The following is a 23,225-nucleotide window of genomic DNA, read 5'->3' as shown; positions in this document are numbered from 1 at the left end:
GTGACACGCCCGCCATAAGGAAGGGCGCGATGAGCTACAAGAGCAGCCTTCCCCCCGATCTGCCCGGCGCACGGACCGGCCTCGCGCCCGATGCCGACGCGCTGTTCGCGATGGCCGAGGCGGCGTTCGAGACCATGCCCGATGTGTTCAAGCCGCATCTGAAAGGCGTGGTGATCGCGGTCGAGGAGTTCGCCGACGACGAGACGCTGGCCTCGCTCGACATCGAGCATCCCTATGACCTGACCGGGCTTTACGAGGGCCGTCCGCTGACCGAGCGCAGCATCACCGCGAGCGGCGGCATGCCCGACCGGGTGACGCTCTATCGCATCCCCATATTGGTCGAATGGATCGAGGGAGGCGAAAGGCTCGACTGGCTGGTGCGCCATGTGCTGATCCACGAGATCGGACATCATTTCGGCTTTTCCGACGACGACATGCACGCGCTGGAAGACATGGCGTGACGGCGAAACTGCTGGAGTTCGACAAGGTCGCGTGCATCCGCGGCGACCGGCTGTTGTTCGAAAATCTGTCGCTGGCGCTGGCGCCGGGCGAGGCGCTGTGGCTGCGCGGGCCGAACGGCACGGGCAAGTCGAGCCTGATCCGCATCGCCGCCGGGCTGCTGCGCCCCGCGGCGGGAACGGTCGAGCGGCGGGGCCGGATCGCCCTGATCGACGAGGCGGCGGCGCTCGACGCCGAGCTGCCGCTGCGCCGGGCGCTCGATTTCTGGGCGCGGGTCGATACGGTAGACGGCCATATGGTCGATCGGGCGATGGCGGCGATGGCGCTGGAGCCGCTCGCCGAGGTGCCGGTGGCGATGCTGTCGACCGGGCAGCGCAAGCGCGCCGCAATGGTGCGCGTGATCGCGAGCGGCGCGCCGGTCTGGCTGCTCGACGAAGCCGGCCAACGGCATGGATGATGCAGCGCGGGCGCGATTGGTCGCCGCGGTCGGGGTGCACAGGGCGAACGGCGGCGCGGTAGTGCTGGCGTCGCATTTCGCGCTGGGCATAAAGGATATGGCGGAGCTGGACTTGGGGGCGCTGGCCTGATGTCGCCAAACATCGTCATTGCGAGCGGAGCGAAGCAATCCAGGGCGTCTTACGCGACTCTGGATTGCCGCGTCGCCTTCGGCTCCTCGCAATGACGAGCTTGGGGTTTTCCGCATGACGATGCTCATCGCCCTTTTCTGGCGCGACCTCAGGCGGGCATGGGGCAGCGGGGCGCTGTGGCTGCCGGTGCTCTTCTTCCTGCTCGTCGCGACCGCCTTTCCCTTTGCGGTCGGCCCCGATGCGCCGTTGCTGGCGCGGACGGGGGGCGGGATGGTCTGGGTCGCCGCGCTGCTCGCGGCACTGCTGCCGATCGACCGGCTGGTGCGGCCCGACCGCGACGCCGGCGTGCTCGACCAGCTTGCGGTGCGCGGCGTGGCGGACGAGGTGGTCGCGGCGGTGAAGATCGGCGCGCATGCGATCGGCTTCGGGCTGCCGCTGCTGATCGCGCTGCTGCCGGCGGCGGCGCTGCTGGCGCAGGACGGCGCGCGCGTCCAGACGCTTGCCACCGGACTCGCCATCGCCATCCCCGCCCTCGCCTCGCTCGCGGTGCTGAGCGCGGCGCTGACCGCAGGCCTCAAGGGCGGGAGCGCGATCGGCGGGCTGCTCGTCCTGCCGCTCGCGGTGCCGCTGCTGATTTTCGGCGCGGGGATGCTCGATCCGTCGGGGCGCGGGGCGGTGAAGCTGCTCGGCGCGGTGAGCCTGCTGCTGACGGTGATCGGGCCGTTCGCGGCGGGCGCGGCGCTCAGGGGGCTGCGCGAATGACGCGCCAGTCGCTCGCGCATATCGCGCTCGTCGTGCGCGACTATGACGAGACGATCGACTTCTACGTCGGCACATTGGGGTTCACACTGGTCGCCGACGACTATCAGCCGGCGCAGGACAAGCGGTGGGTGCTTGTCGCGCCGCCGGGCAATCCGCCGGGCGGCGCCACGATCCTGCTCGCACGCGCCGCGAACGACGAACAGGCAAGCTTTATCGGCAACCAGTCGGGCGGACGTGTCTTCCTGTTCCTGCAGACCGACGATTTCCGCCGCGATTACCAGCGCCTGCTCGACAAGGGCGTGCGGATCGCGCGCGCGCCGGTCGAGGCCGATTATGGCACGGTCGCGGTCTTCCTCGACCTTTACGGCAACAAATGGGATTTGATCGAGTTCCGCCGGGCGGAATGACGGCAGGTGCGTGGCGATTTTCGGCCTTAAGGAGACAAAAGATACGGACGGACGCGTCCGGAATGTCTCCTTTGTCGCTTTAAGCCGGGGATGCGCGCGGGATGCCGGAGAGGTGATCTGAGCAAGCGAGGCGGACATCCGCAAGGGTAGATCATGGCGGGGTTTATTAGGAAAGAGTTTTCTGGCGCGGGCGGTTCAATGGCAGTGGCGGGCGGGAGCGGACATTTTATCTCCCCTCCCGCAGGCGGGAGGGGGCGGGGGTGGGCAGCACCCTCACAATGGCCCACCCCGCTGCGACTAACGAACAAGTTCGTAAGTCTCGCTGCCCCTCCCGCTTGCGGGAGGGGAAAGTGGTTCATTCCTCAAATGTCCGTTCTCCACCCCAAAACAGCCGCGGCCCATAAGAAAAGGGCCGAGGTTTCCCTCGGCCCTTCCCTGAATCATGATGCCTGAAATCAGGCGCCCGCGACGTCGGCGGTGTCGACCTTCACGCCCGGGCCCATCGACGACGACAGCGCGATCTTGCGGACATATTTGCCCTTCGCACCCGCTGCGGCTTGGCCTTGACGATCGCGTCGACGAAGGCGTCGAAGTTCTGGCGGAGCTTTTCCTCGCCGAACGACAGCTTGCCGAGACCGGCGTGGATGATGCCCACCTTTTCGACGCGGAATTCGATCTGACCGCCCTTGGCGGCCTTCACGGCTTCGGCGACGTTCGGGGTGACGGTGCCCAGCTTCGGGTTCGGCATCAGGCCTTTCGGACCCAGCGTCTTGCCGAGGCGGCCGACGATGCCCATCATGTCCGGCGTCGCGATGACGCGGCCATAGTCGAGGTTGCCCGCGAGCATGTCTTCCATCAGATCTTCGGCCCCGACCTTGTCGGCGCCGGCGGCCAGCGCCTTTTCGGCATTGTCGCCGCGCGCGAAGACCGCGACCTTGACGTCCTTGCCGGTGCCGGCGGGCAGCGTGACGACGCCGCGGACCATCTGGTCGGCGTGACGCGGATCGACGCCGAGGTTCATCGCGATTTCGAGCGTTTCGTCGAACTTCGCCGAGGCGAGTTCACGCACGGTCTTCAGCGCCTCGTCGACGGTGTGCAGCTTCAGGCTGTCAACCTTGCCTTCGAGCGCCTTCTGCTTCTTGGTCAGCTTTGCCATCGGTTCAGCCCTCCGTCACTTCGAGGCCCATCGAGCGCGCGCTGCCCTCGATGATCTTGGTGGCCTGTTCGATATCGTTCGCGTTGAGATCCTTCATCTTGATCTCGGCGATTTCGGCGAGCTTCGAGCGGGCGATCTTGCCGCCGCTGATCTTGCCGGGTTCCTTCGAGCCCGACTTGAGGTTCGCGGCCTTCTTGATGAGGTAGGTCGCGGGCGGGGTCTTGGTGACAAACGCAAAGCTCTTGTCGGCGAAGACGGTGATGATGGTCGGGGTCGGGGTGCCCTTTTCCATGGAATCGGTCGCGGCGTTGAACGCCTTGCAGAATTCCATGATGTTGACGCCGCGCTGGCCGAGCGCCGGCCCGAGCGGCGGCGACGGGTTGGCGGTGCCGGCGGGCACCTGCAGCTTGATATAGCCGCTGATCTTCTTGGCCATGACGGCCTCCTTTCTTTCTGTCGCCCCGGATTTGATCCGGGACTCAAAATAAGCGGTCAAGCAGAGGGTTATCAGCCCTCCTCCCGCGCGGAATCACGCCCGTATCTGACGCGAAGCGGCGCCGTTAGACGGAAATACGCGGCAAAGCAAGGGTTTTGGTAGCTATTCCTCTCCCCACGGGAGAGGATAGGCAGACTTGCCAGCTTGCTGGCCAGGAGGCCTTGGTGAGGGTGTCGGACGCCCGATCCCCTCACCCAGCTTCGGCTAGGCAGCAAGCTGCCAAGCCTTCGCAACCCTCTCCCGATGGGAGAGGGACTTCTACCCTTGCGGCACCAGCCGCAGCAGCCCCTCCTGCACCGCCGAGGCGATCAGCGTGCCGTCGCGGCGATAGATCGAGCCGCGGTTGATGCCGCGGCTGGCGCCCGACCAGTCGCTGTCCATGACATAGACGAACCATTCGTCGACCCGCACATCGTCGTGGAACCACATCGCATGATCGAGGCTGGTCGAGAACAGCCCCGGGGTCGACCAGCTGAGCCCGTGCGGCAACATCGCCGACGACAGCAGCCCCATGTCCGACGCGAAGGCCAGGAAACCGCGGTGGACGAGCGGGTCGTCGCCGATCGGCGCCGCGACGCGGAACCATTGATAATGCTGCGTCGCCTTCGCCGAGGCGGGCGGGCGATGGTTGCGCAGTTCGAACGGGCGCCGCCGCGCCATGTGGTTGAAGCTATCGTCCGACACATTGGGATCGGCGGCGATCGTTTCGAGGAAATCGCGGCATTCCTCGGGCGGCAGGATGTCGGGCATCGGCACCTGATGCGCGAGGCCGGGCGCCGCAGCAACTGGAACGAGGCGGTGAGGTTGAAGATCACCTTGCCGTCCTGGCGCACCACGACGCGGCGGTTGGCGAAGCTGCGCCCGTCGAAGTCGCGGTGGACGCGGAAATGCAGCGGCCTGGTCTCGTCGCCGCCGCGCAGGAAATAGGCGTGGAGCGAATGGACCTGCTTGCCGGGATCGACGGTGCGCGCCGCCGCGACCATCGCCTGCGCGATCACCTGGCCGCCGAAAATGCGGTCGCGCGCGGTCGCCGCGAGCGCCGGAAAGGTGAATTCGTCGGGTTCACCCGCAGGCTCAAGATCGAACAGGCGCGCTACGGCGGCAACCACCGGTCCGGCATCGACGCTGGCGTTGATGGCACGGGCGCGTTCCATGCGGGCGGCGACCTGATCGGGGGAAAGCTTGTTCGTCACGATCATCCCTGCCCCTCAGCCGTTCGCCCTGAGCTTGTCGAAGGGCCGTTCTTTCTTTTGAGGTCGAAAGAAATAAGGACGGTGCTTCGACAAGCTCAGCACGAACGGAATATAGCAGGGTCGGATTGATATCCAGCGGCCCCCGCCTGCGCGGGGGCGACGATTATTTCATCCGTTCGACCTGCTCGAAGTCGAGCTCGACCGGGGTCGCGCGGCCGAAGATCGACACGCTGACCTTGACGCGCGCCTTTTCGAAGTCGAGTTCCTCGACCAGCCCGTTGAAGCTGGCGAAGGGACCGTCGAGCACCTTGACCTGGTCGCCGATTTCATAATCGACGCGGATTTCCTGCTTCGGACGCGCCGCGGCCTCTTCCTTGCTGTTCAGGATGCGCGCGGCCTCGGCCTCGCTGATCGCCTGCGGCTTGCCCATCGAGCCCAAAAAGCCCGTGACCTTCGGGGTGTTCTTGACGAGGTGATAGACGTCGTCGGTCATCGTCAGTTTGGCGAGGACATAGCCGGGGAAGAATTTCCGTTCGGCCTGCACCTTCTTGCCGCGCTTGACCTCGGTCACCGTTTCGACCGGAACCTCGACCGATTCGACGAGCTGCGACAGGCCCATGCGTTCGGCCTCGGCGATCACCGAATCGCGGACCTTGTTCTCGAAACCCGAATAGGCGTGAATGATGTACCAGCGCGCCATGTATGTCTTGTCCCTGTAAAACCTGCGCGGATCAGCGCGCGAGCGACGTCAGCCAGGTGACGATCGCGTTGAAAACCGTGTCGACGCCGAGGAAGAAGAAGGCGAGGATCGTGGTCATGATGAGCACCAGGATCGTCGTCTGCACCGTCTCGCGGCTCGTCGGCCAGACGATCTTGCCGGCTTCGGCGCGCACCTGACGAATGAATTCACCGGGGCTGGTCTTGGCCATGTCGATTGTCCTGTCCTCGTAAGCGTCAATGTCATCGGCCAGATGGGTTGCCATGCCCCAAGCGTCAACCATGCTTTGGGCAATAGTCCGCCCACCCTCCCCGAGCATGTCGGCGAAAGGCGGAAGGGAAACGGCGCATCTGTCCGAATGGAGCGGCCTTTACCGGCGCGCGGGAGCGATTGCAAGTCAAAGGCTGGGCGCGCCGTGCGGCATATGGCGGCGCAGGAAAAGCAGCAAACCGACCATGATCGCCCAGGCCGTCACCGGCTGCAGCACGAACAGCAGGTGCAGTTCGCGCGCCGCGGCCTGGCCGTCCTGCGGATCGAAGCCGACGAGGCCGAGCAACGCATAGCTGACCGCGATCGCCGCCGCGACGCCGCCCTTCTGCATCAGGTTGAGCAGCGCGAACAGAAAGGCCGAACGGCTGCGCCCGCACCGCTCCGCATCGCGCGGGACGAGGTCGGCGAGCATCGAGTAGATGAAGATGAGGCCGACGAAGCCCGTGCCGAGGAACAGCGAAAAGCCCGCCGCCTGCGCGAGGCCGTCCGGTTCCTGCGCCAGCGTGCCCAGCAACAGGGCGCTGACGAGCAGCGCCATCGCGACCATCGCCTGCGGCTTGCCGAAGCGCCGCGCGGCGAGCGTCCACAGCGGCGACGCGATGGCGCCCCCGACGAAACTGGCGAAGAGCAGCACCGCGCTCTGCGCGTCGAGATCGAGCACCGCGGCGGCGAAGAAGACGAAGAGCGACGTCAGCGACCCGAAAGCAAAGGCGTTGAGGAACTGCACCCCGAACAGCAGCATCAGCGGCGGAAAAGCGAGCGAGGCGCGGATCTCGCCGCGCCAGCCGATGCCCGGTTCGGCGACGACGGCGCGCAGCGGCACCAGCCGGATCGCGAACAGCGCCACCGGCACCATGACCAGAAACAGGCTGGCATAGGCGAGGATGCGGCCCTGCAGGCTGATGCCGGGCATCAGCAACTGCGCCGCCAGCCGGCGCGGCGAAGGCGGCGATCAGCGCGATCTTCGCGAACCAGTCGCGCATGCCGTAGAGCATGGCGCTGTCGGCCGGGGTGCGGACCAGCGCCGCGCCCCACGACAATTGCGCGACCTCGTAGAGGCTGTAGCTCGAATAGAAGAGGATCATGACGAGGAACAGCGCCGCGAACGGCAGGCTGTCGCCGATCGTCACGATGACGAGGAGGAGCAGCGACAACGGAACCAGCGCGAGCAGCATCCAGCGCCGGTGCGCGCCGAGTCCGCTGCGCACCCGGTCGATCATCGTTCCGATCAGCGGATCGACGACGCCGTCCCAGACGGTGGTCAGCGAAAAGAGCAGCCCGACGAGCGCCACCGCGATCACGCCGCCTTCGGCGATATAGGGCGGCAGATAGACGCTGAACGGCAGGCTGAGAATCGCCGTCGGCCCCGCGGTTGCCGCAAAGGCGGCGACGGTGCGCGGCCGAAGCGGCGCATCCGGCGTCACGGCGCTGTCGGAGGGTGGCTTCGAAGCCGGGATATCTGCCAAGTCGCCGCTCTCCAATCCCGCCGGAAGCTTCCAGCAATTGACATTCATGTCAACAGAACTGCCGCGCGGCGGGCAACATACCAACAATCGAGCGGCGGAGATCGGCAATCTGCCAATAATCGGTCTGGGCTGCCAGAGGCGCGAGCGGGACGCCAGTGGCCCTCTTTTAATCCGGCCCGGGTCCTTATGGGACGCCTTGGACCGCCGGCCTGGCAGGGGCAGCAGGACTCGAACCCGCGACCCTCGGTTTTGGAGACCGATGCTCTACCAACTGAGCTATACCCCTAGGCCGGAGTGCGCCCTTAGCCGGAGTGACGAGGGCGGGCAAGCCTTATGGCGATGCATAGCTTGCAAAGCATCGCCGCCCTGATATGCGCCCCGCATGACCGCCGCCCGCGCCACCAATCCGCCGCAACATTATCTCGGCGGGATCGCGCTCCGGCTGCTCGCGATGCTGAGCCTGTCGGTGATGTTCGTGCTGGTCAAATATATCGCCGAGGCGGGAATCCATATCGTCGAGAGCCTGTTCTGGCGGCAGGCGCTGGTGCTGCCGCTGCTCGCGGGCTGGGCGCTGACGCATGGCGGGCTGTCGATGTTCGCGACGCGGCGGATCGGCATCCACGCGCGCCGCGCGATGATGGGGCTGACCGGCATGGCGCTCAATTTCGGCGGGATGATCTTTCTCCCGATGGCCGAAGCGACGACGATCAACCTGTCGGTGCCGATCATCTGCGTCTTCCTTGCCGCCGCGCTGCTCGGCGAGCGCGTCGGGTGGCAGCGCTGGGCCGCCGTGTTCGTCGGTTTCGCCGGCGTGCTGGTCGTGCTCAACCCGACGACCCTGCTGTTGCAGGGGTTCGAGGGCGACCATGGGCTCGGCACGCTGATCGCGCTCGGCGGCGCGGTGATGACCGCGCTGATCACCATCCAGGTCCGCGACCTCGGCCGCACCGAAAGCGCGATGACGATCGTCTTTTGGTTCAGCCTGATCTCGATGGTGCCGCTGGGCATCGCCCTGCCCTTTGTGATGACGCCGCACGGCGCGGGCGAATGGGGGCTGCTGGTCGGGCTGGGCCTGCTCGGCGCGGTGGTGCAATTGTCGCTGACCGGGGCGCTGCGCCTCGCGCCGGTGTCGGTGGTGACGCCGATGGACTATTCGAGCCTGCTGTGGTCGATCGCCTGCGGCTGGTGGTTCTTTGGCACCCTGCCCGCCGACACGACCTGGATCGGCGCGCCGCTGATCGTCGCGAGCGGCCTGTTCATCGCGTGGCGCGAGCATCGGCTGCACATCGAACGCCAGAAGGATATTGCCGCATGACGCTTCCGATCCTGTACCATTGCGCCGACGCGCGCTCGCTGCGCTGTCTGTGGGCGGTCGAGGAAGCGGGGATCGAGGTCGATCTGCGCCTGCTGAAATTCCCGCCGCGCGCCTTCGAGCCGGATTATCGCGCGGTCAACCCGCTGATGACCGTGCCGGGCTGGGTCGAGGACGGGCGGCTGATGACCGAATCCGTCGCGATCTGCGAACGCATCGCCGAGGGGACGCCGCTGGAAGTGCGGCGGAGCGAGGCGGATTATTGGGACTGGCGCAACTGGCTGCATCGCAGCGACGCCACCCTCACCTTCCCGCTCGCGATCATGATCCGCTACACGCGCGTCGAGGTGCCCGAACGGCGGCTGGCACAGGCGGTCGACGACTATAAGGCGTTTTTCGCCGGCCGCGCGAAGAGCATCGAGGCGGCGCTGGCCGACGGGCGCGAATGGCTGGTCGCGGGCCGCTTCACCATCGCCGATATCGTGATCGGCTATGCGGCCTTTCTGGCGACGACGCTGGGCGCCGAGGATGTGCTGGGCGAGAAGACGACGGACTGGCTGGCGCGCTGCATGGCGCGCGACGGGTTCGTGCGGGCGCGCGGGCGGCAAACGGCCACATAGAGGGAGAGTCGCCGATGGATCTAGGACTGGCGGGCGAGCCGATCGTCATCGTCGGCGGCACGCAGGGCATGGGTTATGCGACCGCGCAGCAGCTCGCCGCCGAAGGCGCGCGCCTCGCGCTGGTCGCGCGCGACGTCGAGCGCGGCGAGGCGAAGGCAGCGCCGCTACGCGACCTTGGCGCCGAGGTGATCGTCCGGCCCGCCGATGCGACGCGGCCGGGCGAGGTCGAGGCGGCGATCGCGTCGGCCGCCGACCATTTCGGGCGGCTCCATGGCCTCGCGGTGACCGCCGAGCCGGCGCTGAGCCATGGAAGTTTCGAGGAGGATGGCGACGCGCAATGGGAGGCAAGCTTTCAGGCGGTGCTGATGACCAGCGTGCGCGCCTGCCAGGCGGCCCTGCCGATCATCACCGCGTCGGGCGGCGGCGCGGTGGTGCTGACCGCGTCCTATTCGACGCGCGCCGCCGCCGCCCATCTTTACCCGTATGTCGCGATGAAGTCGGGGATCGCCGCACTGTCCAAGAATCTCGCCATGGCCTATGGTCCCAAGGGCGTACGCGTGAACTGCGTCGCCCCCGGCGCGGTCGCGACCGAGGCGCTGGCAACGGCCACCGAACAGGCGGTCGCGGCCTATGGCGGCGACCCCGAGGCGGCGCTCGATCGCTGGATGGCCGAGCAATGGGGAATGAAGGTGGCGCTGGGCCGGATCGGCTAGGCCGCACGAACTGGCCGACCTCTTCACCTTCCTGCTGTCGAAGCGCGCGGCCTATATGACGGGCGCGATCATCAATCAGGACGGCGGCACGCAATTCTTTTGAGGCCGGGGCCCGCAAGCCACTGATCCATCCTTTTGAATATGCGCCATTCTCGAAAAATATCGTTCAATATCGATGGGGTCACGGAGATACACAAAGACCGATACTTAATCATAAAGTAAAACTAAGTGATATTTCAATTGATCTTGAATGTTATTCCCTTACTCTAAGAATCGGAGTGGTAGCCGAGTCGCGTGTTGACGCTAGGCGTGCTAAACCTGCGTCCTCCCTGTCTGCGGCGCCCAGGCTTTTGCTGCTGAGCGGGAGGGTACAATGCCGATCGTTACAGGATTCCGATTCCATCAGGAACATCTGGGGCCCGCCGATAATTTGGCCGCCCCCGCCCCCGAGGATTATCTGGGCTTGTTGCGGGGATTGGCCGGGCACGACCCCGCGGGAAATCCGCAGCGCACCTGGAAGGGAACCGGATTCAACATGATCTGGCGACCCAATTTCAACAACACATCGGGCAGTTCGCGGCATTTTCTTCAGCTCAACATGACCGCCGAAACATTGTCCTTCACGGACATCAGCGGGGACACGGGAATTGCAAACCGCGGTCTGTTGCAGGACGATATTTTCCTGGGCGGCCTTGCCTATCTTCAGACGATCAACGACAGTTTCGACAATAGCGGGCAGCATTTCGAGCCGGGTGTGTTCAACAACGTCCCCGCGACGTCCAACCCGCTCGAGCCCGTGACGGTCGTCCGCATGGGTTCCATCCCGCATGGCACGACGATCAACATGCAGGGAGAGGCCTTTACCGTGCCGACCCCGATCATCGGGCCGTCCTCGATCACGCCGTTCCGGATCGGCAGCGTCGACGACGGCGCGACCGATCTGGTTCCCTTTCCCGAGGAGGATTTGTCGGTCGCCCTCGATTCGCGTACCGATCTGGCGCGTGTCGCGGGACTGACGCAGACCCATCTCGCGAACCCCAATCTGTTCCTCACCGATGCCCTGGCGGGTCAGACGATCACCAACACGGTGGTCATCACGCTGACGTCGGACAGCCTGGCGCCGGGCGCGGTGCCCGACGCTGGTGGCGGTATCGACAATATCGCCTTTCTCGTCGGCAAGGGCACACCGCCCACCGGGGGGCCCAATGCGGTTGCGCCGAAAGTGACATGCGTCTTCTGGATCGAGGAAGGCTTCGACAGCAGCGGCCAGCCGCTGTTGCAGCTGCAATATACCCAGCGTGTCATCCTGGATTTCGGCGGCCTCAGCTGGCCGCATGTCACGGTCGCGACACTGCGCCCCATATGATGCGGTGGTGGGTGGCGCGCGGACGCGCGCCGCCCGTCGATCGGAATCCAGATTCTAACTTTGCCGTGATTTCCGAGCCGTGAAATGATCCGTTTCACTCGAAATCACTCTAATTCACCATCCGCTCGCGCCCTTCCCAATAGGGCGCTCGCAGGTCCTTGCGCAAAATCTTGCCGCTCGCATTGCGCGGCAGCGCTTCGATCACGTCGACCGACTTCGGCACCTTGTAGGGGGCGATACGTTCGCGCGCCCAGGCGATGACGCTCGCGGGATCGACAGCTTCGCCTGGCCTGGGGACGACGACCGCCTTCACCGTCTCCCCCCATTTTTCGTCGGGAACGCCGATCACCGCGACTTCCAGCACCTGCGGATGGCCGAAGATCGCACTCTCGACCTCGGCCGGATAGACATTCTCGCCGCCCGAGATGATCATGTCCTTCATCCGGTCGTGGATGAAGATATAGCCGTCGGCATCCATGTAGCCGGCGTCGCCGGTATGGATCCAGCCGTCCTTGTCGAGCGTCGCGGCGGTCGCCTCGGGCAGGTTCCAGTATCCGAGCATATTGTTCGACGAGCGCGTGATGATCTCGCCCACCTCGCCCGGCGGCACGTCGGCGCCGTCGGCATCGACGATGCGCACCTCGACCCCCTTCATCGGCCGTCCGGCCGACCGCATCCGCGGATTGCTAGGCCGGATCATGGTCCTCGGGCGGCAGCATGATGACGGTGCCCGTGGTCTCGGTCATGCCATAGGCCTGGATGAAATCGGCGCCGAACATCTTGATGCAGGCGCGCAGCAGTTCGAGCGGGATCGGCGCGGCGCCATAGAGGATATATTTGAGCTGGCTGAAATCGGTTTCGGCGCAGCGCGGATTCTGGAGCAGCAGATGGAGCGCCGCCGGAACCATGAAGAAGCGCGTGATCCGTCCCTGCTGGACAAGGTCGAGCACGCGGCCGGTATCGAATTCGGCGAGCACATGACTGCCCACGCCCGCCGCCAGCGCCATGACGTTGAGCCCGGTACCGCCGATATGCGCGCAAGGCATGGCGACGAGCACGCCCTCGTCGTCGTCCCATTTTGTCCAGGGTTCGCCGCCCTCCAGATTGGGCAGGCGGAGGCCGAACAGGTTGCGGTTCGACAGCACCGCCCCCTTTGGCTTGCCGGTGGTGCCGCTGGTGTAGAGCTGCAGCACCGCCTCATCGGGCGCCGAAGGGTCGAAATCGACGGGGTCGGCGGCCTCGATCTTCGCGCGGGCGGCCTCGCTGCCGATGATCCGCTCGACATGCGTCAGCGACCCGCGGATCGCCGCGACGGGCTCGTCGAAGCCGGGGCCGGTGAAGAGCAGTTTCGCCCGCGTGTCGTTGACGATCCAGGCCCATTCCTCGCCCGCGAGGCGCCAGCCGATCGGCACCATGACGACGCCCATGCGCGCCGCGCCGAAGAAGAGCAGGACGTAGAGATCGCTGTTCTTGCCGATCCACGCGATGCGGTCGCCCTTCCTGAGGCCGAGATCGATCAGCATCGCCGCGACCTTGGCGGTCAGCCCGTCCATCGCCGCGAAATCATATTCGCGGTCTTCCTCGGTCAGCGCGGTGCGGTCGGGCGTCACCGCGGCCCAATGGCGCAGGAACTCGTCGAAACTCAGATGCGGCGGCGGCGTGTCGTTCATCCATTCTCTCCCGGAGGATGCCTTGGCGGCATCGCATTCCCTTCATCTTGCGGACAAGGCGGGCGCGATGCAATGCCGCTGTTGCGCAACTGCCAGACCTGTCAGGTGGGCGTTCGTCGAACGCTGCCGCGGCTTGGACGGGCCCGGCTTGTCCTTTGCCTGCGGTCGTTTATTGCGCGCGCCGACAATCTGCTGGACGGTGGATTAATCTGATAATACAGTGCTGCCCCACAGCCCGACGGAGACAATCAGGTGACGAAAGCCCCCCTTCTGCTGCTGCTCGCTTCGGCAGCTCTTGCCTTTCCCGCCGCGGCGCAGACCGACGGCGACTCCGAAATCGTCGTTACCGGACGTTCGCTGAAGGACACCGCCGACGCGCTCGCCGCTTGCCTCGCGCGCAATTGCCCGCCCGACGAGGATGTGGCGGCGACCCTTGCCCATGCCGAAAACCAGCTGTTGCAGGGCGACTACAAGGATTCGCGCACGACGCTGCTCAAGTCGATCGGGCGCAACCGCAAGCATGGCGAGAAATATCCGGTCGAGGTCTCCGACCTGTTCCGCGCCAACAGCCGCGTCGCCGAGCATGTCGGCGAGGCCAAGAATTTCCAGCTGTCGGTGCTCGACATGCGCAACACGCTGAAGGCCGGGCTCGGCGAAAAGGATCCGCGCGTGATGGTCGCGCAGGTCGAAGTGGGTGACAGCCGCGCCAAGCTGGGTTTCCCCGACGAAGCCGAGCGCATCTACAAGGATGTCGAGAAGCAGGCGCTGGCGAACGGGCAGAACCGCGTCGCGATGTTCGCGCGCGTCCGCCAGGCACTGCTCGTCCAGACCCGCGCCGAAGCGTCGAACCTCGACAGCGACTACAAGGAAGCGCGCGAGATGCTCGACGATATCATCGCGCACCCGCTGCCCGGCGCGGAGGAGTTTGCGATGGCGGCGCAGGTGATGCGCGCACGCACCGACCGCAAGAAGGGCGACGCGAGTTCGACCGATGCGATCCTGCGCGAATTCGCGGCGCGCGGCGGCGCGAGCCGACCGGTGCTGCTGTTCAGCGAGCCGATCAAGCGCATCGACCTGTCGCAGGATTTCGGCAACGAACAGCCGCCGGCGAACACGCTGCAGCGCCTGACCGCGCTGAACAGCGTCGGCAAATGGGCCGATGTCGGTTTCTGGATCGGCGCCGACGGCCGGGTGAGCGATATCGAGGTGCTGCGCGCCGAAGGCACCAAGCAATGGCTGAAGCCCGTGTTTGAGCAGATCAAGACCCGCGTCTATGCGCCGCTGCGCCGCACCGACAACGACGCGACGCCGGGTTTCTACATGATCGAGCGCTATACGCTGACCGCGCGCTGGACCGACGACGCCACCGGCACCAACATGCGGCGGCGCGAGGCCACCCCGCGCATCGAGCGGCTGGACATCACGCCCGACAATTACCAGCGGCCGTTGGTCGACGAGGACAGGAAAAGCGGCTGATCGCCCTCGATTGACCGCAGGCGCCAAAAGTGAGACCCTTTGCGCATCATAGCGTGAAGGGAGCCTGCCGATGCATCGCCTCGTTTTTCTCGCCCCCCTGGCCGCCGCGTTCGTCGCCGCACCGGCCCTTGCCGACGAAACCGACGGCCCGATCGTCGTCACCGCGCAGCCCCTGTCCGAAACGGCCGATGCGCTCGCCGCCTGCCTCGCGCGCGGTTGCCCGCCCGATCAGGATATCGCCGCGACGCTCGCCCATGCCGAGAACCAGTTCCTCGCCGGCAGCTACAAGCAGGCGCGCACCACGCTGCTCAAATCGATCGACCGCAACAAGGCGCAGGGCCGCGCCTTTCCGCTGCCGGTGTCGAACCTGTACCGCGCCAACGCCCGCGTCGCCGAGCATGTCGGCGAAGCCCGCAGCTATCAGTCGTCAGTGCTCGCGCTGCGCGACACGCTGCGCGACGGGCTCGGGGCCGACAGCCCGCGCGCGCTGGCCGCGCAGATCGAGGTCGGCGACAGCCGCGCCAAGCTGGGTTTCCCCGACGAGGCCGATCGCATCTATGCCGCCGTCGAAGAGGAGGCCTCCGCCAAGGGGCTGAACCGGATCGCGATGTATGCGCGGCTGCGCCAGGCGATACTCGCGCAGATCAGCGCCGAGGACAGCAATCTGCCGAGCGAGCACAAACGCGCGCGCGCGGCGCTCGAAGAGATCGTCGCCACGGCGCCGCCGGGCACCGAGGATCTGCGCCTCACCGCGCAGGTGACACTGGCCCGGCTCGACCGCAAGGCCGGCATCGCCGCCACGACCGAAGCCTTGCTGCGCCAGTTTGCGGCGAGCGGCGGCGCCAGCCGACCGATCCTGCTCGCGTTCGACCCCATCGAGCGGGAGGAGTCCGACGGGCTGGCCAACCGGGCGTCGGGTGATATCTACCGGGCCGGGCTCAGCGGCAACGCCGCCTCGCTCGACACGCTGAAACGCCTGACCGCCTTCAATTCGATCGGCAAATGGGTCGATATCGGTTTCTGGGTCACGCCATCGGGCCAAGTCTCGGATATCGAGATACTGCGCTCCCACGGGGGTACGGGGTGGTTGAAACCGGTGGTCGAACATCTGCAGAGCCGCGTCTATGCTCCACTCAAAGCCGACGAGGATGGCGTCAATCCGGGCCTCTATATGGTCGAGCGCTATTCGCTGACCGCGCGCTGGACCGACGATGCCACCGGCACCAGCATGCGCCGCCGCGAATTCACGCCGCGTATCGAACGGCTGGATATTACGCCGGAAAATTATGCGCAGCCTTCGATCGGCCCGGCGGCCGACAGGGGCTAAGCGCGGCGGCGAAAGAGCAGCATCAGATTGTTGGCGGGCATCGCGCGCCGGTCCGCAAAGTCCAGACCGGCGTCGGTCGCCGCAACCTTGATCCTGTCCAGATCGCGCAGGCCCCACGCCGGATCGCGGGCGCGAAGGCTGGCGTCGAACGCCAGATTGCTTTCGGCGGTGGGCACATCCGGGTCGATATAGGGGCCATAGAGGATCAGCGGCGCGCCGGGTCCAAGCAGCCGGGCGGCTCCGGCGAACAGCCCGAGCGTCGCGTCCCACGGGCTGATATGCACCATGTTGATGCACAGGATGGCATCGGCGCGGCTGACCGGCCAGTCGGGCGCCGTCGCGTCGAGCGCGAGCGGCGCGGCGATGTTGGGCAGGCCCGCCTCGGCGCTCCACGCGGCGATCGATACACGGCCAGCCGCGTCGGGATCGCTCGGTTGCCAGTCGAGGCGCGGGAACGCCGCGGCGAAATGGACCACATGCTCGCCCGATCCGCTCGCCACCTCCAGCACCGTGCCGTGCGGCGGCAGCCAGTCGGCGAGCACCGCCGCGATCGCGTCGCGGTTGCGCTCCGTGGCGGGAGCGTGGCGCTTGGCGTCGCGACCGCCGTCGCCGGGCACCCACGGGCCCGGCGTCATTTCGCCCTTGCCTGGGCCCGCGCGCGGCGTTCGCGGACGACCAGCCAGGCGAGCAGCCCGACCGGCCCCACCATCAGGGTCAGGAAGAGGAAGGGCAATTGCACGACGCGGCCGAAGCCCTTGTTGTCGGCGTCGCGCGCGATCCACAGGCCGGTGAACAGGTCGAAGGCGAGATAGTGGATCCAGCCCAATGTCGCTCCGCCGGGTGCCGCGAACAATCTCATCACCCCGGCGAGCGTCGTGAAGCTGCCGCCCCCCGGGCCGCCGGGATCGATCGTCCCGGTCAGGAAGCCGCCGAGCATGATCGCATAGGCGAGGCAGAGCAGGGACACGCCGGCATAGAGGATCAGCGACAGGATCCGCGGTCCGCGCGGCAGGAAGGCCAGCGCGATCCAGCCGCCGATGGCCCAGTAATTGGCCAGCAGAAACAGCGTGTCCCAGGTCATGTCCCGTCCTCCCTCTGCGCCGTCGCGCGGCGATCTAGATCAATCCGCCCAGGCCGAAGAGCAATAGGCCGCCAAACAAGGCGATCAGGCCGACGGCGACGATCAGCAGCGTCAGCCGCGCGGCGGAAAAGCGTCGCGTCGCGAGAAAGGCAGCGGCGAAGCCGAGTCCAAGCGCGATCAGCGGCGCATAGAGGAACACCCAGTCATAGCTGAATTCGCGGCGGACGCGGACAAGTGCCCACTGCTCGACGACCAGCCCGTAGAGGGTGATCGCGGCGAGCCAGACGGCGGCGAAGACCACCGCGAACAGCGCGCCGCCGATCAGGCATCCCGCCGGTCCGGCTGCCGGCGCGCTGTCGGGTGTCCCGCTCAACTGCCGCCGATCTCGCTGAGCGACGGGGTGCCGGGGGCAACGGCCGGTTCGCTCCACGTCAGCACCGGCTTGCGCGCCGCCAGCGTCTCGTCGAGCCGCGCGCGCGGGGCGAAGTGCGGCGCCGACTTGAGCGCTGGATCGCCGTTCTTCGCCCGCAAAGCGACGCTGCGCAGCGCGCCGATGAACTGGTCGAGCACCGCCTTGCTCTCGGTCTCGGTCGGCTCGATCAGCATCGCGCCATGGACGACCAGCGGGAAATAGACGGTCATCGGATGATAACCCTCGTCGATGATCCCCTTGGCGATGTCGAGCGTCGAGAAACCTTCGGCGAGGCCGTCGTCGGTAAACAGCGCCTCGTGCATGCACGGCCCCGAGCCGCCGAACGGTGCGTCGAGCACGTCCTCCAGCGACCGGAGGATATAATTGGCGTTGAGCACCGCATCCTCGGCGACCTGCTTCAGCCCGTCGGCGCCGTGGCTGAGGATATAGGCGAGCGCGCGGGTGAACATGCCCATCTGGCCGTGAAAGGCGGTCATGCGGCCGAAGGTGTCGGGATGCTCTTCGCCCGCGCTTTCCTCTTCGACGAGCTTGAACGAGCCGTCGGCGTAGCGCGCCGAATAGGGGATCGGGCCATAGGGGGCGAGCGCCTCCGACAGCACGACCGGGCCCGAACCGGGGCCGCCACCGCCGTGCGGGGTCGAGAAGGTCTTGTGCAGGTTGATGTGCATCGCATCGACGCCGAGGTCGCCGGGGCGCACCTTGCCCACGATCGCGTTGAAATTGGCGCCGTCGCAATAGACATAGCCGCCCGCCGCATGGACCGCGTCGGAGATCGCCTTCATGTCGCGCTCGAACAGGCCGCAGGTGTTGGGGTTGGTGATCATCACGCCCGCGACGTCCGGGCCGAGCCGCCCCCGCAGCGCCGCCAGATCGACGCGGCCTTCGGGCGTCGCGGGAATATTCTCGACCGTGAAGCCGGCAAAGGCCGCGGTCGCCGGATTGGTGCCATGCGCGCTTTCGGGGACGAGCAGCACGCGCCGGTCCTCGCCGCGCGCCTTGAGCGCCGCCTTGATGCACAGGACGCCGCACAGTTCGCCGTGCGCGCCGGCCTTGGGCGTCATCGCGACACCGTGCATGCCGGTGAGCTTGATCAGCCACACCGCGAGTTCGTTGATCACGGCGAGCGCGCCCTGCACCGTTTCCTGCGGCTGGAGCGGGTGGATGTCGGCGAAACCCGGCATCCGCGCGACCTTTTCGTTGAGGCGCGGATTGTGCTTCATTGTGCAGCTGCCGAGCGGGAAAAGGCCGAGGTCGATCGCGTAATTCTGCCGCGACAGGCGCGTGTAGTGGCGGATGGCCTCGCCCTCGCTGAGGCCGGGAAGGCCGATGGGGGCGTCCCGGTACAGGTTCCCGACCTGGGGACGACCAATCACGACAGAATCGAAATCGACGCCGGTGGTATCCGCAGAACCGATCTCGAAGATCAACGGTTCCTCGAGCATCAACGCGCGGTTGCCGGTGAAGGTAGCCGTATCATCCGCACCGCCTGCGTTCATTTCGGGGCGCCAGCCGCTCTGGTTCAAAGCCATGATCTTAAATCCCGTTCGGGCTGAGCTTGTCGAAGCCCTGCCCTTCCTTTGCGACGGTGAAAGAGTAGAACGGCCCTTCGACAAGCTCAGGGCGAACGGAGGGTGGGAGGCTCATGCCAGAACCTCCTTCAGCGCTGCGGCAAAGGCCGCAACGTCCGCCTCCGTTGTTGTTTCAGTTACAGCTACCACAAGACCGTTCGCCAAAGCTGGGTTGTCCGGATAGAGACGCCCCAAAGAGACACCGCCCAAAATGTCACGTTCGGCAAGCTGGTGGACCACCGGTCGCGCTTCACGCGGAAGCAGCAAGGTGAATTCGTTGAAATAGCTCTGATTGAGAACCGAAACGCCCGGCACATCGGCCAGACGGCTAGCCGCGACATGCGCACCGGCATGGTTGGTAGATGCAAGACGTCGCAGCCCCGCCTCGCCAAGCAGCGTCATGTGAATGCTGAAGGCCAGTGCGCAGAGCCCCGAGTTGGTGCAGATATTGCTCGTCGCCTTCTCGCGGCGGATATGCTGTTCGCGCGTCGAGAGCGTCAGTACGAAACCGCGCTTTCCGTTGGCATCGACCGTCTCCCCGCACAGGCGCCCCGGCATCTGGCGGACATATTTGGCCTTGCACGCGAAGAGACCCACGTAAGGCCCGCCGAACTGGAGCCCGACGCCGATCGACTGCCCTTCGCCCACCACGATGTCGGCGCCCATCTCGCCGGGCGATTTGATCAGGCCGAGCGCCACCGGCTCGGTGACGACCGCGATCAGCAGCGCGCCCGCCGCCTGACATGCGACAGCCAGCGCGCTCATATCGTCGATGCGGCCGAGAATGTCGGGATATTGGACGACGACGCAGCTCGTCTCCTTGTCGACCGCCGCCGCGAGGTCCGCCCAGTCGGTGCCGGGCACCAGTCCGGGATCGGCCTCGACCAGCACATCGCCGGTATATTTCGCCATCGTCCGCGCGACGCTGCGGTAATGCGGATGCACGCCGGTCGAGAAGAGCGCCTTCGCGCGCCTGGTGATGCGGCGCGCCATCACGACCGCTTCCCAGCAGGCGGTCGAGCCGTCGTACATCGACGCGTTCGCCACATCGGTGCCGAGCAGCCGCGCAACCTGCGTCTGGAATTCGAACAGCATCTGCAGCGTGCCCTGCGCGATTTCGGGCTGATAGGGCGTGTAGGCGGTCAGAAATTCGCCGCGCTGGATCAGGTGGTCGACGCTCGTGCGGCACATGATGGCGATAGGCACCGGCGCCGAGGAAGAAGGGCCCGTCGCCGCGCGGCGCGGTTCCGCCGTGCGAGCGCGCCCATATGACGCTCGACCGCGAGTTCGCTGGCATGATCGGGCAAATCGGCGATCGGACCGTCGAGCCGGGCCTCGGCGGGAACATCGACGAACAGATCGTCGATCGTCGCGGCACCGATGGTGGCGAGCATGGCCGAACGGTCGTCGGCGGTGAGCGGGAGGTAACGCATGGCTAGTCAAACTCCGGAGGAGCAAAATAATCCGTTCGCATCGAGCGAAGTCGAGATGCGCTTGGGCAACCTATGCCTTCGGGGTGTCTCGACTTCGCTCGACACGAACGGGTTCGATCAAAGAGCGTCGCAGAAGACCTTGTACGCGGTCGCGTTCATCAGCCCGTCGAGCTGGCTCTTGTCGCTGAGGGTCATGCGGAAGAACCAGCCTTCGCCTTCGGGGTCGCTGTTCACCAGCGCCGGGTCTTCCTCGAGCTGGCCATTGCCCTCGGTCACCGTGCCGTCGACCGGCGCATAGACGTCGCTTGCCGCCTTCACCGATTCGACCACCGCGGCGTCGCCGCCCTGGCTCAGTTCGGCGCCGGTATCGGGAACCTCGACGAAGACGATGTCGCCAAGCTGTTCCTGCGCGAAGTCGGTGATGCCGACGGTGGCGACGTCGCCGTCGACCTCGATCCATTCATGCTCTTCGGTATAATAACGCGGCATCGGTCAGCCTCCCTGTTTGCGGACATAGCGGTGTGGAACGAAGGGCATGGCGGCGACGGTGCAATGCACGCGCTTGCCGCGGACCTCGGCGGCGACCGGCTTGCCGGGGACGGCATGGTCGCGCGGGACATAGCCCATGGCGATGGGGGCGCCGACGCTGGGGGCGAAACCGCCCGACGTGACGATGCCGATTTCGTCCTCGCCATCGAACAGCCGCGCGCCTTCGCGCACCGGCAGCTTGCCGTCGACGAGCAGGCCGACGCGCTTGCGCGGCGCGCCGTCGGCGAGATGGCCGAGGATGCGCGCGGCGCCCGGAAAACCGCCCTCTTCGCGGCGGCGCTTGCCGATCGCAAAGCCGAGATCGCCTTCGATGGGGTCGATGGCCGGGTCGAGGTCGTGGCCGTAGAGCGGCAAGCCGGCCTCGAGCCGCAGGCTGTCGCGCGCGCCGAGACCGATCGGCTTCACTTCCTCCATCGCGCAGAGCGCGTCGGCAAAGGCTTCCAGCGCGTCATTGGGGAGCGAGATTTCGAAACCGTCTTCGCCGGTATAGCCCGAGCGGCTGATCCCGATTGCATGGCCCTGCCATTCGGCGGGCATGGCTTGCATGAAGACGAGGTTGGCCGCGTCAGGCACGAGCCGCGCCAGCGCATCGACCGCTTTCGGTCCCTGCAGCGCGAGCAGGCCATAATCCTCATTGTGATTGAGCGTGATATCGTCGGGCAGGCTCTCGCGCAGATGCCCGATATCCTCCCACTTCACCGCGCCGTTGACGACGATACCGAACTGGTCACCCTCGTTGGTGATCATCAGGTCGTCGAGGATGCCGCCATCGTCGGCGAGCAACAGCGAGTAACGCATGCGGCCGGGCTTGAGCGCCGAAATATCGCCAGGAACGAGCCTTTCGAGCGCTTCCGCCACGCCATCGCCCGACAGCAGCAGCTGTCCCATATGGCTGACGTCGAACAGTCCCGCATTTTCGCGGGTCCAGAGGTGCTCGGCCATGATGCCTTCGTACTGGATCGGCATCCAGTAGTCGGCGAACTCGACCATGCGGCCGCCCTTCGCACGGTGCCAGGCGTCGAGCGGGAGGGTCGCGGTGGCGACCTCCGCTGCTTCGCCATTATCTCTATCATCGCTCATATCGCGAACTCCCGTCCAAGGCACGGCAAGGTGCGGCGCGGGTGCCGCCTTGTCGCCATGCCCCCTCTGTCACGGGAACCTGAGAGTTTTCCCTCATGATATCATGAGGTTACCCCTTCGGTGGCCATGGCAGCGGCCATGACGCTTTCCAGAGTGTCCAGTCCGGTCCGCGCGGTCCGGCGACCTGAGAGTTTCCGGGGCGGTTGCTCCTTCGGTGGCGGTCGCCGGTTTCCCGGTTCCCGCGCTCTCCCGCGCGGCCGGTCGAATCCCCGTGAGGAATCCGACAGACACCCGAGCCTTGGCTGCGCCCTATCGCAGAGTCAATCGGCGAGCCGCCGCATTGCGTCATTTTCGTGAATCCGCACGCCCGGCTGCACGATTCCGATCAGCGCGAGGATCGCCCGCGCGACGGTTTCGCCCCGAGATCGAGCGATAGCGGCGCAGCGACCCGTGGAGCAGCGCGTCGGTAAAGGGCGCCGCCGCCATCGCGATCCCCTCGCCCCGCCGCGGCGGTCCGCCGCGCTCGCCCATCAGCAGGCCGGGCCGCAATATGTCGAGCCGCTCGAAGCCGAGCGCGCGCAGCCCGTCCTCGGTCTCGCCCTTGGTCTTGAGATAGAAATTGCGGCTCTTCGCCGAGGCGCCGACCGAGCTGACGACGATCATCTGCCGCGCCCCGGCCAGCCGCGCGCCCTTCGCCACCGACAGAATCAAGTCGTGATCGACCGCGCGAAACGCCGCCTCGGACCCCGCCTGGCGGATCGTCGTGCCGAGGCAGGAGACGAGCACCGCGGGCCGCTCGACCGCGACAATGTCGGCCCAGCGTTCGGGCGGCGCGACGAGCAGCGCGTGCGCTTCGGGCAGGCCATCCATTTCGCGGCGTGCGAGGATGGTCAGCGGGCGATCGTCGGCGTGCGCGATGACGGCTTGTCCGATCATGCCGGTGGCGCCGACGAGGAGGGTGGTGGGGGCGGTCATGGGAGTGAGCTTACTGGTATCGGCGGGCGATGGCGAGCCGCGCGCAGCAAGAGGCCGCAAAGGCTGCGCATCGACGCGAGTCCGTTCGGTCATGCGAATGTTCGTCAG

At 66.4% G+C, this 23,225-nt stretch carries 23 protein-coding genes, 1 tRNA gene, 5 pseudogenes and 2 riboswitches; of the genes and pseudogenes, 10 read left to right on the top strand and 19 right to left on the bottom strand.

The window, feature by feature from the left end; translation table 11 throughout:
- Positions 1–29: 29 nt before the first annotated feature.
- The 4 genes and pseudogenes from N0A20_RS03420 to N0A20_RS03405 all read left to right on the top strand — a co-directional run bounded on the left by N0A20_RS03420 (position 30) and on the right by N0A20_RS03405 (position 2,215).
- Positions 30–461 (top strand): metallopeptidase family protein, encoded by a 432-nt coding sequence (locus tag N0A20_RS03420; protein WP_260582619.1) that lies wholly within the window; start codon positions 30–32, stop codon positions 459–461.
- A pseudogene (gene ccmA / locus N0A20_RS03415) lies at positions 458–1,046 on the top strand (heme ABC exporter ATP-binding protein CcmA). Before N0A20_RS03420 ends, ccmA begins: the two are co-directional and overlap by 4 nt.
- Before the next feature lie 114 nt (positions 1,047–1,160).
- The gene (locus N0A20_RS03410; protein ID WP_260582618.1) at positions 1,161–1,808 is read left to right on the top strand and encodes a heme exporter protein CcmB; all 648 of its coding nucleotides are present in this window, start codon (positions 1,161–1,163) and stop codon (positions 1,806–1,808) included.
- Positions 1,805–2,215 carry a VOC family protein gene (locus tag N0A20_RS03405; RefSeq protein ID WP_260582617.1) on the top strand — a complete coding sequence of 137 codons (411 nt, stop codon included), beginning with the start codon at positions 1,805–1,807 and terminating at the stop codon, positions 2,213–2,215. The genes N0A20_RS03410 and N0A20_RS03405 overlap by 4 nt, the downstream gene beginning before the upstream one ends.
- A gap of 455 nt (positions 2,216–2,670) precedes the next feature.
- On the opposite strand, the pseudogene rplA reads toward N0A20_RS03405, so the two are convergent.
- The 9 genes and pseudogenes from rplA to N0A20_RS03360 all read right to left on the bottom strand — a co-directional run bounded on the left by rplA (position 2,671) and on the right by N0A20_RS03360 (position 7,800).
- Positions 2,671–3,371 (bottom strand): annotated as a pseudogene (gene rplA, locus N0A20_RS03400) (50S ribosomal protein L1).
- Positions 3,372–3,375: 4 nt separating this feature from the next.
- Positions 3,376–3,807 (bottom strand): 50S ribosomal protein L11, encoded by a 432-nt coding sequence (rplK, locus tag N0A20_RS03395; RefSeq protein ID WP_260582616.1) that lies wholly within the window; start codon positions 3,805–3,807, stop codon positions 3,376–3,378.
- A 318-nt stretch (positions 3,808–4,125) separates the two neighbouring features.
- Complete coding sequence (locus N0A20_RS03390; RefSeq protein WP_409574722.1) at positions 4,126–4,617, bottom strand: acyl-CoA thioesterase; 492 nt, start codon at positions 4,615–4,617, stop codon at positions 4,126–4,128.
- Positions 4,618–4,712: 95 nt separating this feature from the next.
- Positions 4,713–4,850 (bottom strand): annotated as a pseudogene (locus N0A20_RS20495) (acyl-CoA thioesterase domain-containing protein); the annotation flags it as partial.
- Between the two features lie 373 nt (positions 4,851–5,223).
- Entirely contained in the window at positions 5,224–5,760 is a 537-nt protein-coding gene (gene nusG, locus N0A20_RS03380) for a transcription termination/antitermination protein NusG (protein WP_077028837.1), read from the bottom strand.
- A gap of 31 nt (positions 5,761–5,791) precedes the next feature.
- Positions 5,792–5,989 carry a preprotein translocase subunit SecE gene (gene secE / locus N0A20_RS03375; RefSeq protein WP_260583809.1) on the bottom strand — a complete coding sequence of 66 codons (198 nt, stop codon included), beginning with the start codon at positions 5,987–5,989 and terminating at the stop codon, positions 5,792–5,794.
- Positions 5,990–6,175: 186 nt separating this feature from the next.
- Positions 6,176–6,961 (bottom strand): MFS transporter, encoded by a 786-nt coding sequence (locus N0A20_RS03370; RefSeq protein ID WP_260582615.1) that lies wholly within the window; start codon positions 6,959–6,961, stop codon positions 6,176–6,178.
- A gap of 79 nt (positions 6,962–7,040) precedes the next feature.
- Positions 7,041–7,562, bottom strand: a pseudogene (locus N0A20_RS20490) (MFS transporter); the annotation flags it as partial.
- A 162-nt stretch (positions 7,563–7,724) separates the two neighbouring features.
- Positions 7,725–7,800 (bottom strand) — tRNA-Trp (locus N0A20_RS03360).
- A gap of 96 nt (positions 7,801–7,896) precedes the next feature.
- Here N0A20_RS03360 and N0A20_RS03355 point away from each other — a divergent pair.
- The 4 genes from N0A20_RS03355 (at position 7,897) to N0A20_RS03340 (ending at position 11,525) form a co-directional block, all read left to right on the top strand.
- Positions 7,897–8,829 carry a DMT family transporter gene (locus N0A20_RS03355; RefSeq protein ID WP_260582613.1) on the top strand — a complete coding sequence of 311 codons (933 nt, stop codon included), beginning with the start codon at positions 7,897–7,899 and terminating at the stop codon, positions 8,827–8,829.
- On the top strand, positions 8,826–9,446 hold the full coding sequence (locus N0A20_RS03350; RefSeq protein WP_260582612.1) for a glutathione S-transferase family protein: 621 nt from the start codon (positions 8,826–8,828) through the stop codon (positions 9,444–9,446). Before N0A20_RS03355 ends, N0A20_RS03350 begins: the two co-directional genes overlap by 4 nt.
- Positions 9,447–9,460: 14 nt before the next feature.
- The gene (locus tag N0A20_RS03345) at positions 9,461–10,159 is read left to right on the top strand and encodes an SDR family NAD(P)-dependent oxidoreductase (protein WP_260582611.1); all 699 of its coding nucleotides are present in this window, start codon (positions 9,461–9,463) and stop codon (positions 10,157–10,159) included.
- 535 nt (positions 10,160–10,694) lie between these two features.
- Entirely contained in the window at positions 10,695–11,525 is an 831-nt protein-coding gene (locus tag N0A20_RS03340; RefSeq protein WP_409574721.1) for a heme-binding protein, read from the top strand.
- Positions 11,526–11,634: 109 nt separating this feature from the next.
- Here the strand turns inward: N0A20_RS03340 and N0A20_RS03335 are convergent, their stop codons facing one another.
- Positions 11,635–12,201 carry an AMP-binding enzyme gene (locus N0A20_RS03335; protein WP_260582609.1) on the bottom strand — a complete coding sequence of 189 codons (567 nt, stop codon included), beginning with the start codon at positions 12,199–12,201 and terminating at the stop codon, positions 11,635–11,637.
- A 10-nt stretch (positions 12,202–12,211) separates the two neighbouring features.
- Positions 12,212–13,195 (bottom strand): AMP-binding protein, encoded by a 984-nt coding sequence (locus N0A20_RS03330; RefSeq protein WP_260582608.1) that lies wholly within the window; start codon positions 13,193–13,195, stop codon positions 12,212–12,214.
- Positions 13,196–13,447: 252 nt separating this feature from the next.
- Between N0A20_RS03330 and N0A20_RS03325 the strand changes: the two genes are divergently transcribed.
- Both N0A20_RS03325 and N0A20_RS03320 read left to right on the top strand, forming a co-directional pair.
- Positions 13,448–14,671, top strand: coding sequence for a hypothetical protein (locus N0A20_RS03325; protein WP_260582607.1), 1,224 nt, complete (start codon positions 13,448–13,450; stop codon positions 14,669–14,671).
- 70 nt (positions 14,672–14,741) lie between these two features.
- Positions 14,742–15,998 carry a hypothetical protein gene (locus N0A20_RS03320; RefSeq protein WP_260582606.1) on the top strand — a complete coding sequence of 419 codons (1,257 nt, stop codon included), beginning with the start codon at positions 14,742–14,744 and terminating at the stop codon, positions 15,996–15,998.
- On the opposite strand, the gene N0A20_RS03315 is transcribed toward N0A20_RS03320, so the two are convergent.
- The 8 genes and pseudogenes from N0A20_RS03315 to N0A20_RS03280 form a co-directional block, all read right to left on the bottom strand.
- Positions 15,995–16,633, bottom strand: a complete 639-nt coding sequence (locus N0A20_RS03315) for a class I SAM-dependent methyltransferase (protein WP_260582605.1) — start codon at positions 16,631–16,633, stop codon at positions 15,995–15,997. The two genes, N0A20_RS03320 and N0A20_RS03315, sit on opposite strands and share 4 nt — an antisense overlap.
- Positions 16,630–17,079 carry an ABA4-like family protein gene (locus N0A20_RS03310; protein ID WP_260582604.1) on the bottom strand — a complete coding sequence of 150 codons (450 nt, stop codon included), beginning with the start codon at positions 17,077–17,079 and terminating at the stop codon, positions 16,630–16,632. Before N0A20_RS03310 ends, N0A20_RS03315 begins: the two co-directional genes overlap by 4 nt.
- Before the next feature lie 34 nt (positions 17,080–17,113).
- Complete coding sequence (locus tag N0A20_RS03305; protein ID WP_260582603.1) at positions 17,114–17,452, bottom strand: hypothetical protein; 339 nt, start codon at positions 17,450–17,452, stop codon at positions 17,114–17,116.
- Positions 17,449–19,041, bottom strand: coding sequence for an aminomethyl-transferring glycine dehydrogenase subunit GcvPB (gcvPB, locus tag N0A20_RS03300; protein ID WP_260582602.1), 1,593 nt, complete (start codon positions 19,039–19,041; stop codon positions 17,449–17,451). The genes N0A20_RS03305 and gcvPB overlap by 4 nt, the downstream gene beginning before the upstream one ends.
- Positions 19,042–19,152: 111 nt before the next feature.
- A pseudogene (gcvPA, locus tag N0A20_RS03295) lies at positions 19,153–20,513 on the bottom strand (aminomethyl-transferring glycine dehydrogenase subunit GcvPA).
- Positions 20,514–20,630: 117 nt separating this feature from the next.
- Positions 20,631–21,002, bottom strand: a complete 372-nt coding sequence (gene gcvH / locus N0A20_RS03290; RefSeq protein ID WP_260582601.1) for a glycine cleavage system protein GcvH — start codon at positions 21,000–21,002, stop codon at positions 20,631–20,633.
- A gap of 3 nt (positions 21,003–21,005) precedes the next feature.
- Complete coding sequence (gcvT, locus tag N0A20_RS03285) at positions 21,006–22,142, bottom strand: glycine cleavage system aminomethyltransferase GcvT (protein WP_260582600.1); 1,137 nt, start codon at positions 22,140–22,142, stop codon at positions 21,006–21,008.
- A 56-nt stretch (positions 22,143–22,198) separates the two neighbouring features.
- Positions 22,199–22,304: riboswitch (glycine riboswitch) on the bottom strand.
- Positions 22,305–22,404: riboswitch (glycine riboswitch) on the bottom strand.
- Between the two features lie 83 nt (positions 22,405–22,487).
- Complete coding sequence (locus N0A20_RS03280) at positions 22,488–23,117, bottom strand: NAD-dependent dehydratase (RefSeq protein ID WP_260582599.1); 630 nt, start codon at positions 23,115–23,117, stop codon at positions 22,488–22,490.
- Positions 23,118–23,225 lie beyond the last annotated feature (108 nt).

It is taken from the genome of Sphingopyxis sp. PET50 (assembly GCF_025244705.1).
GTDB lineage: Bacteria > Pseudomonadota > Alphaproteobacteria > Sphingomonadales > Sphingomonadaceae > Sphingopyxis.
The sequence above is the reverse complement of the archived record's forward strand: the minus strand, read 5'-3'. Positions and strand labels throughout refer to the sequence as shown.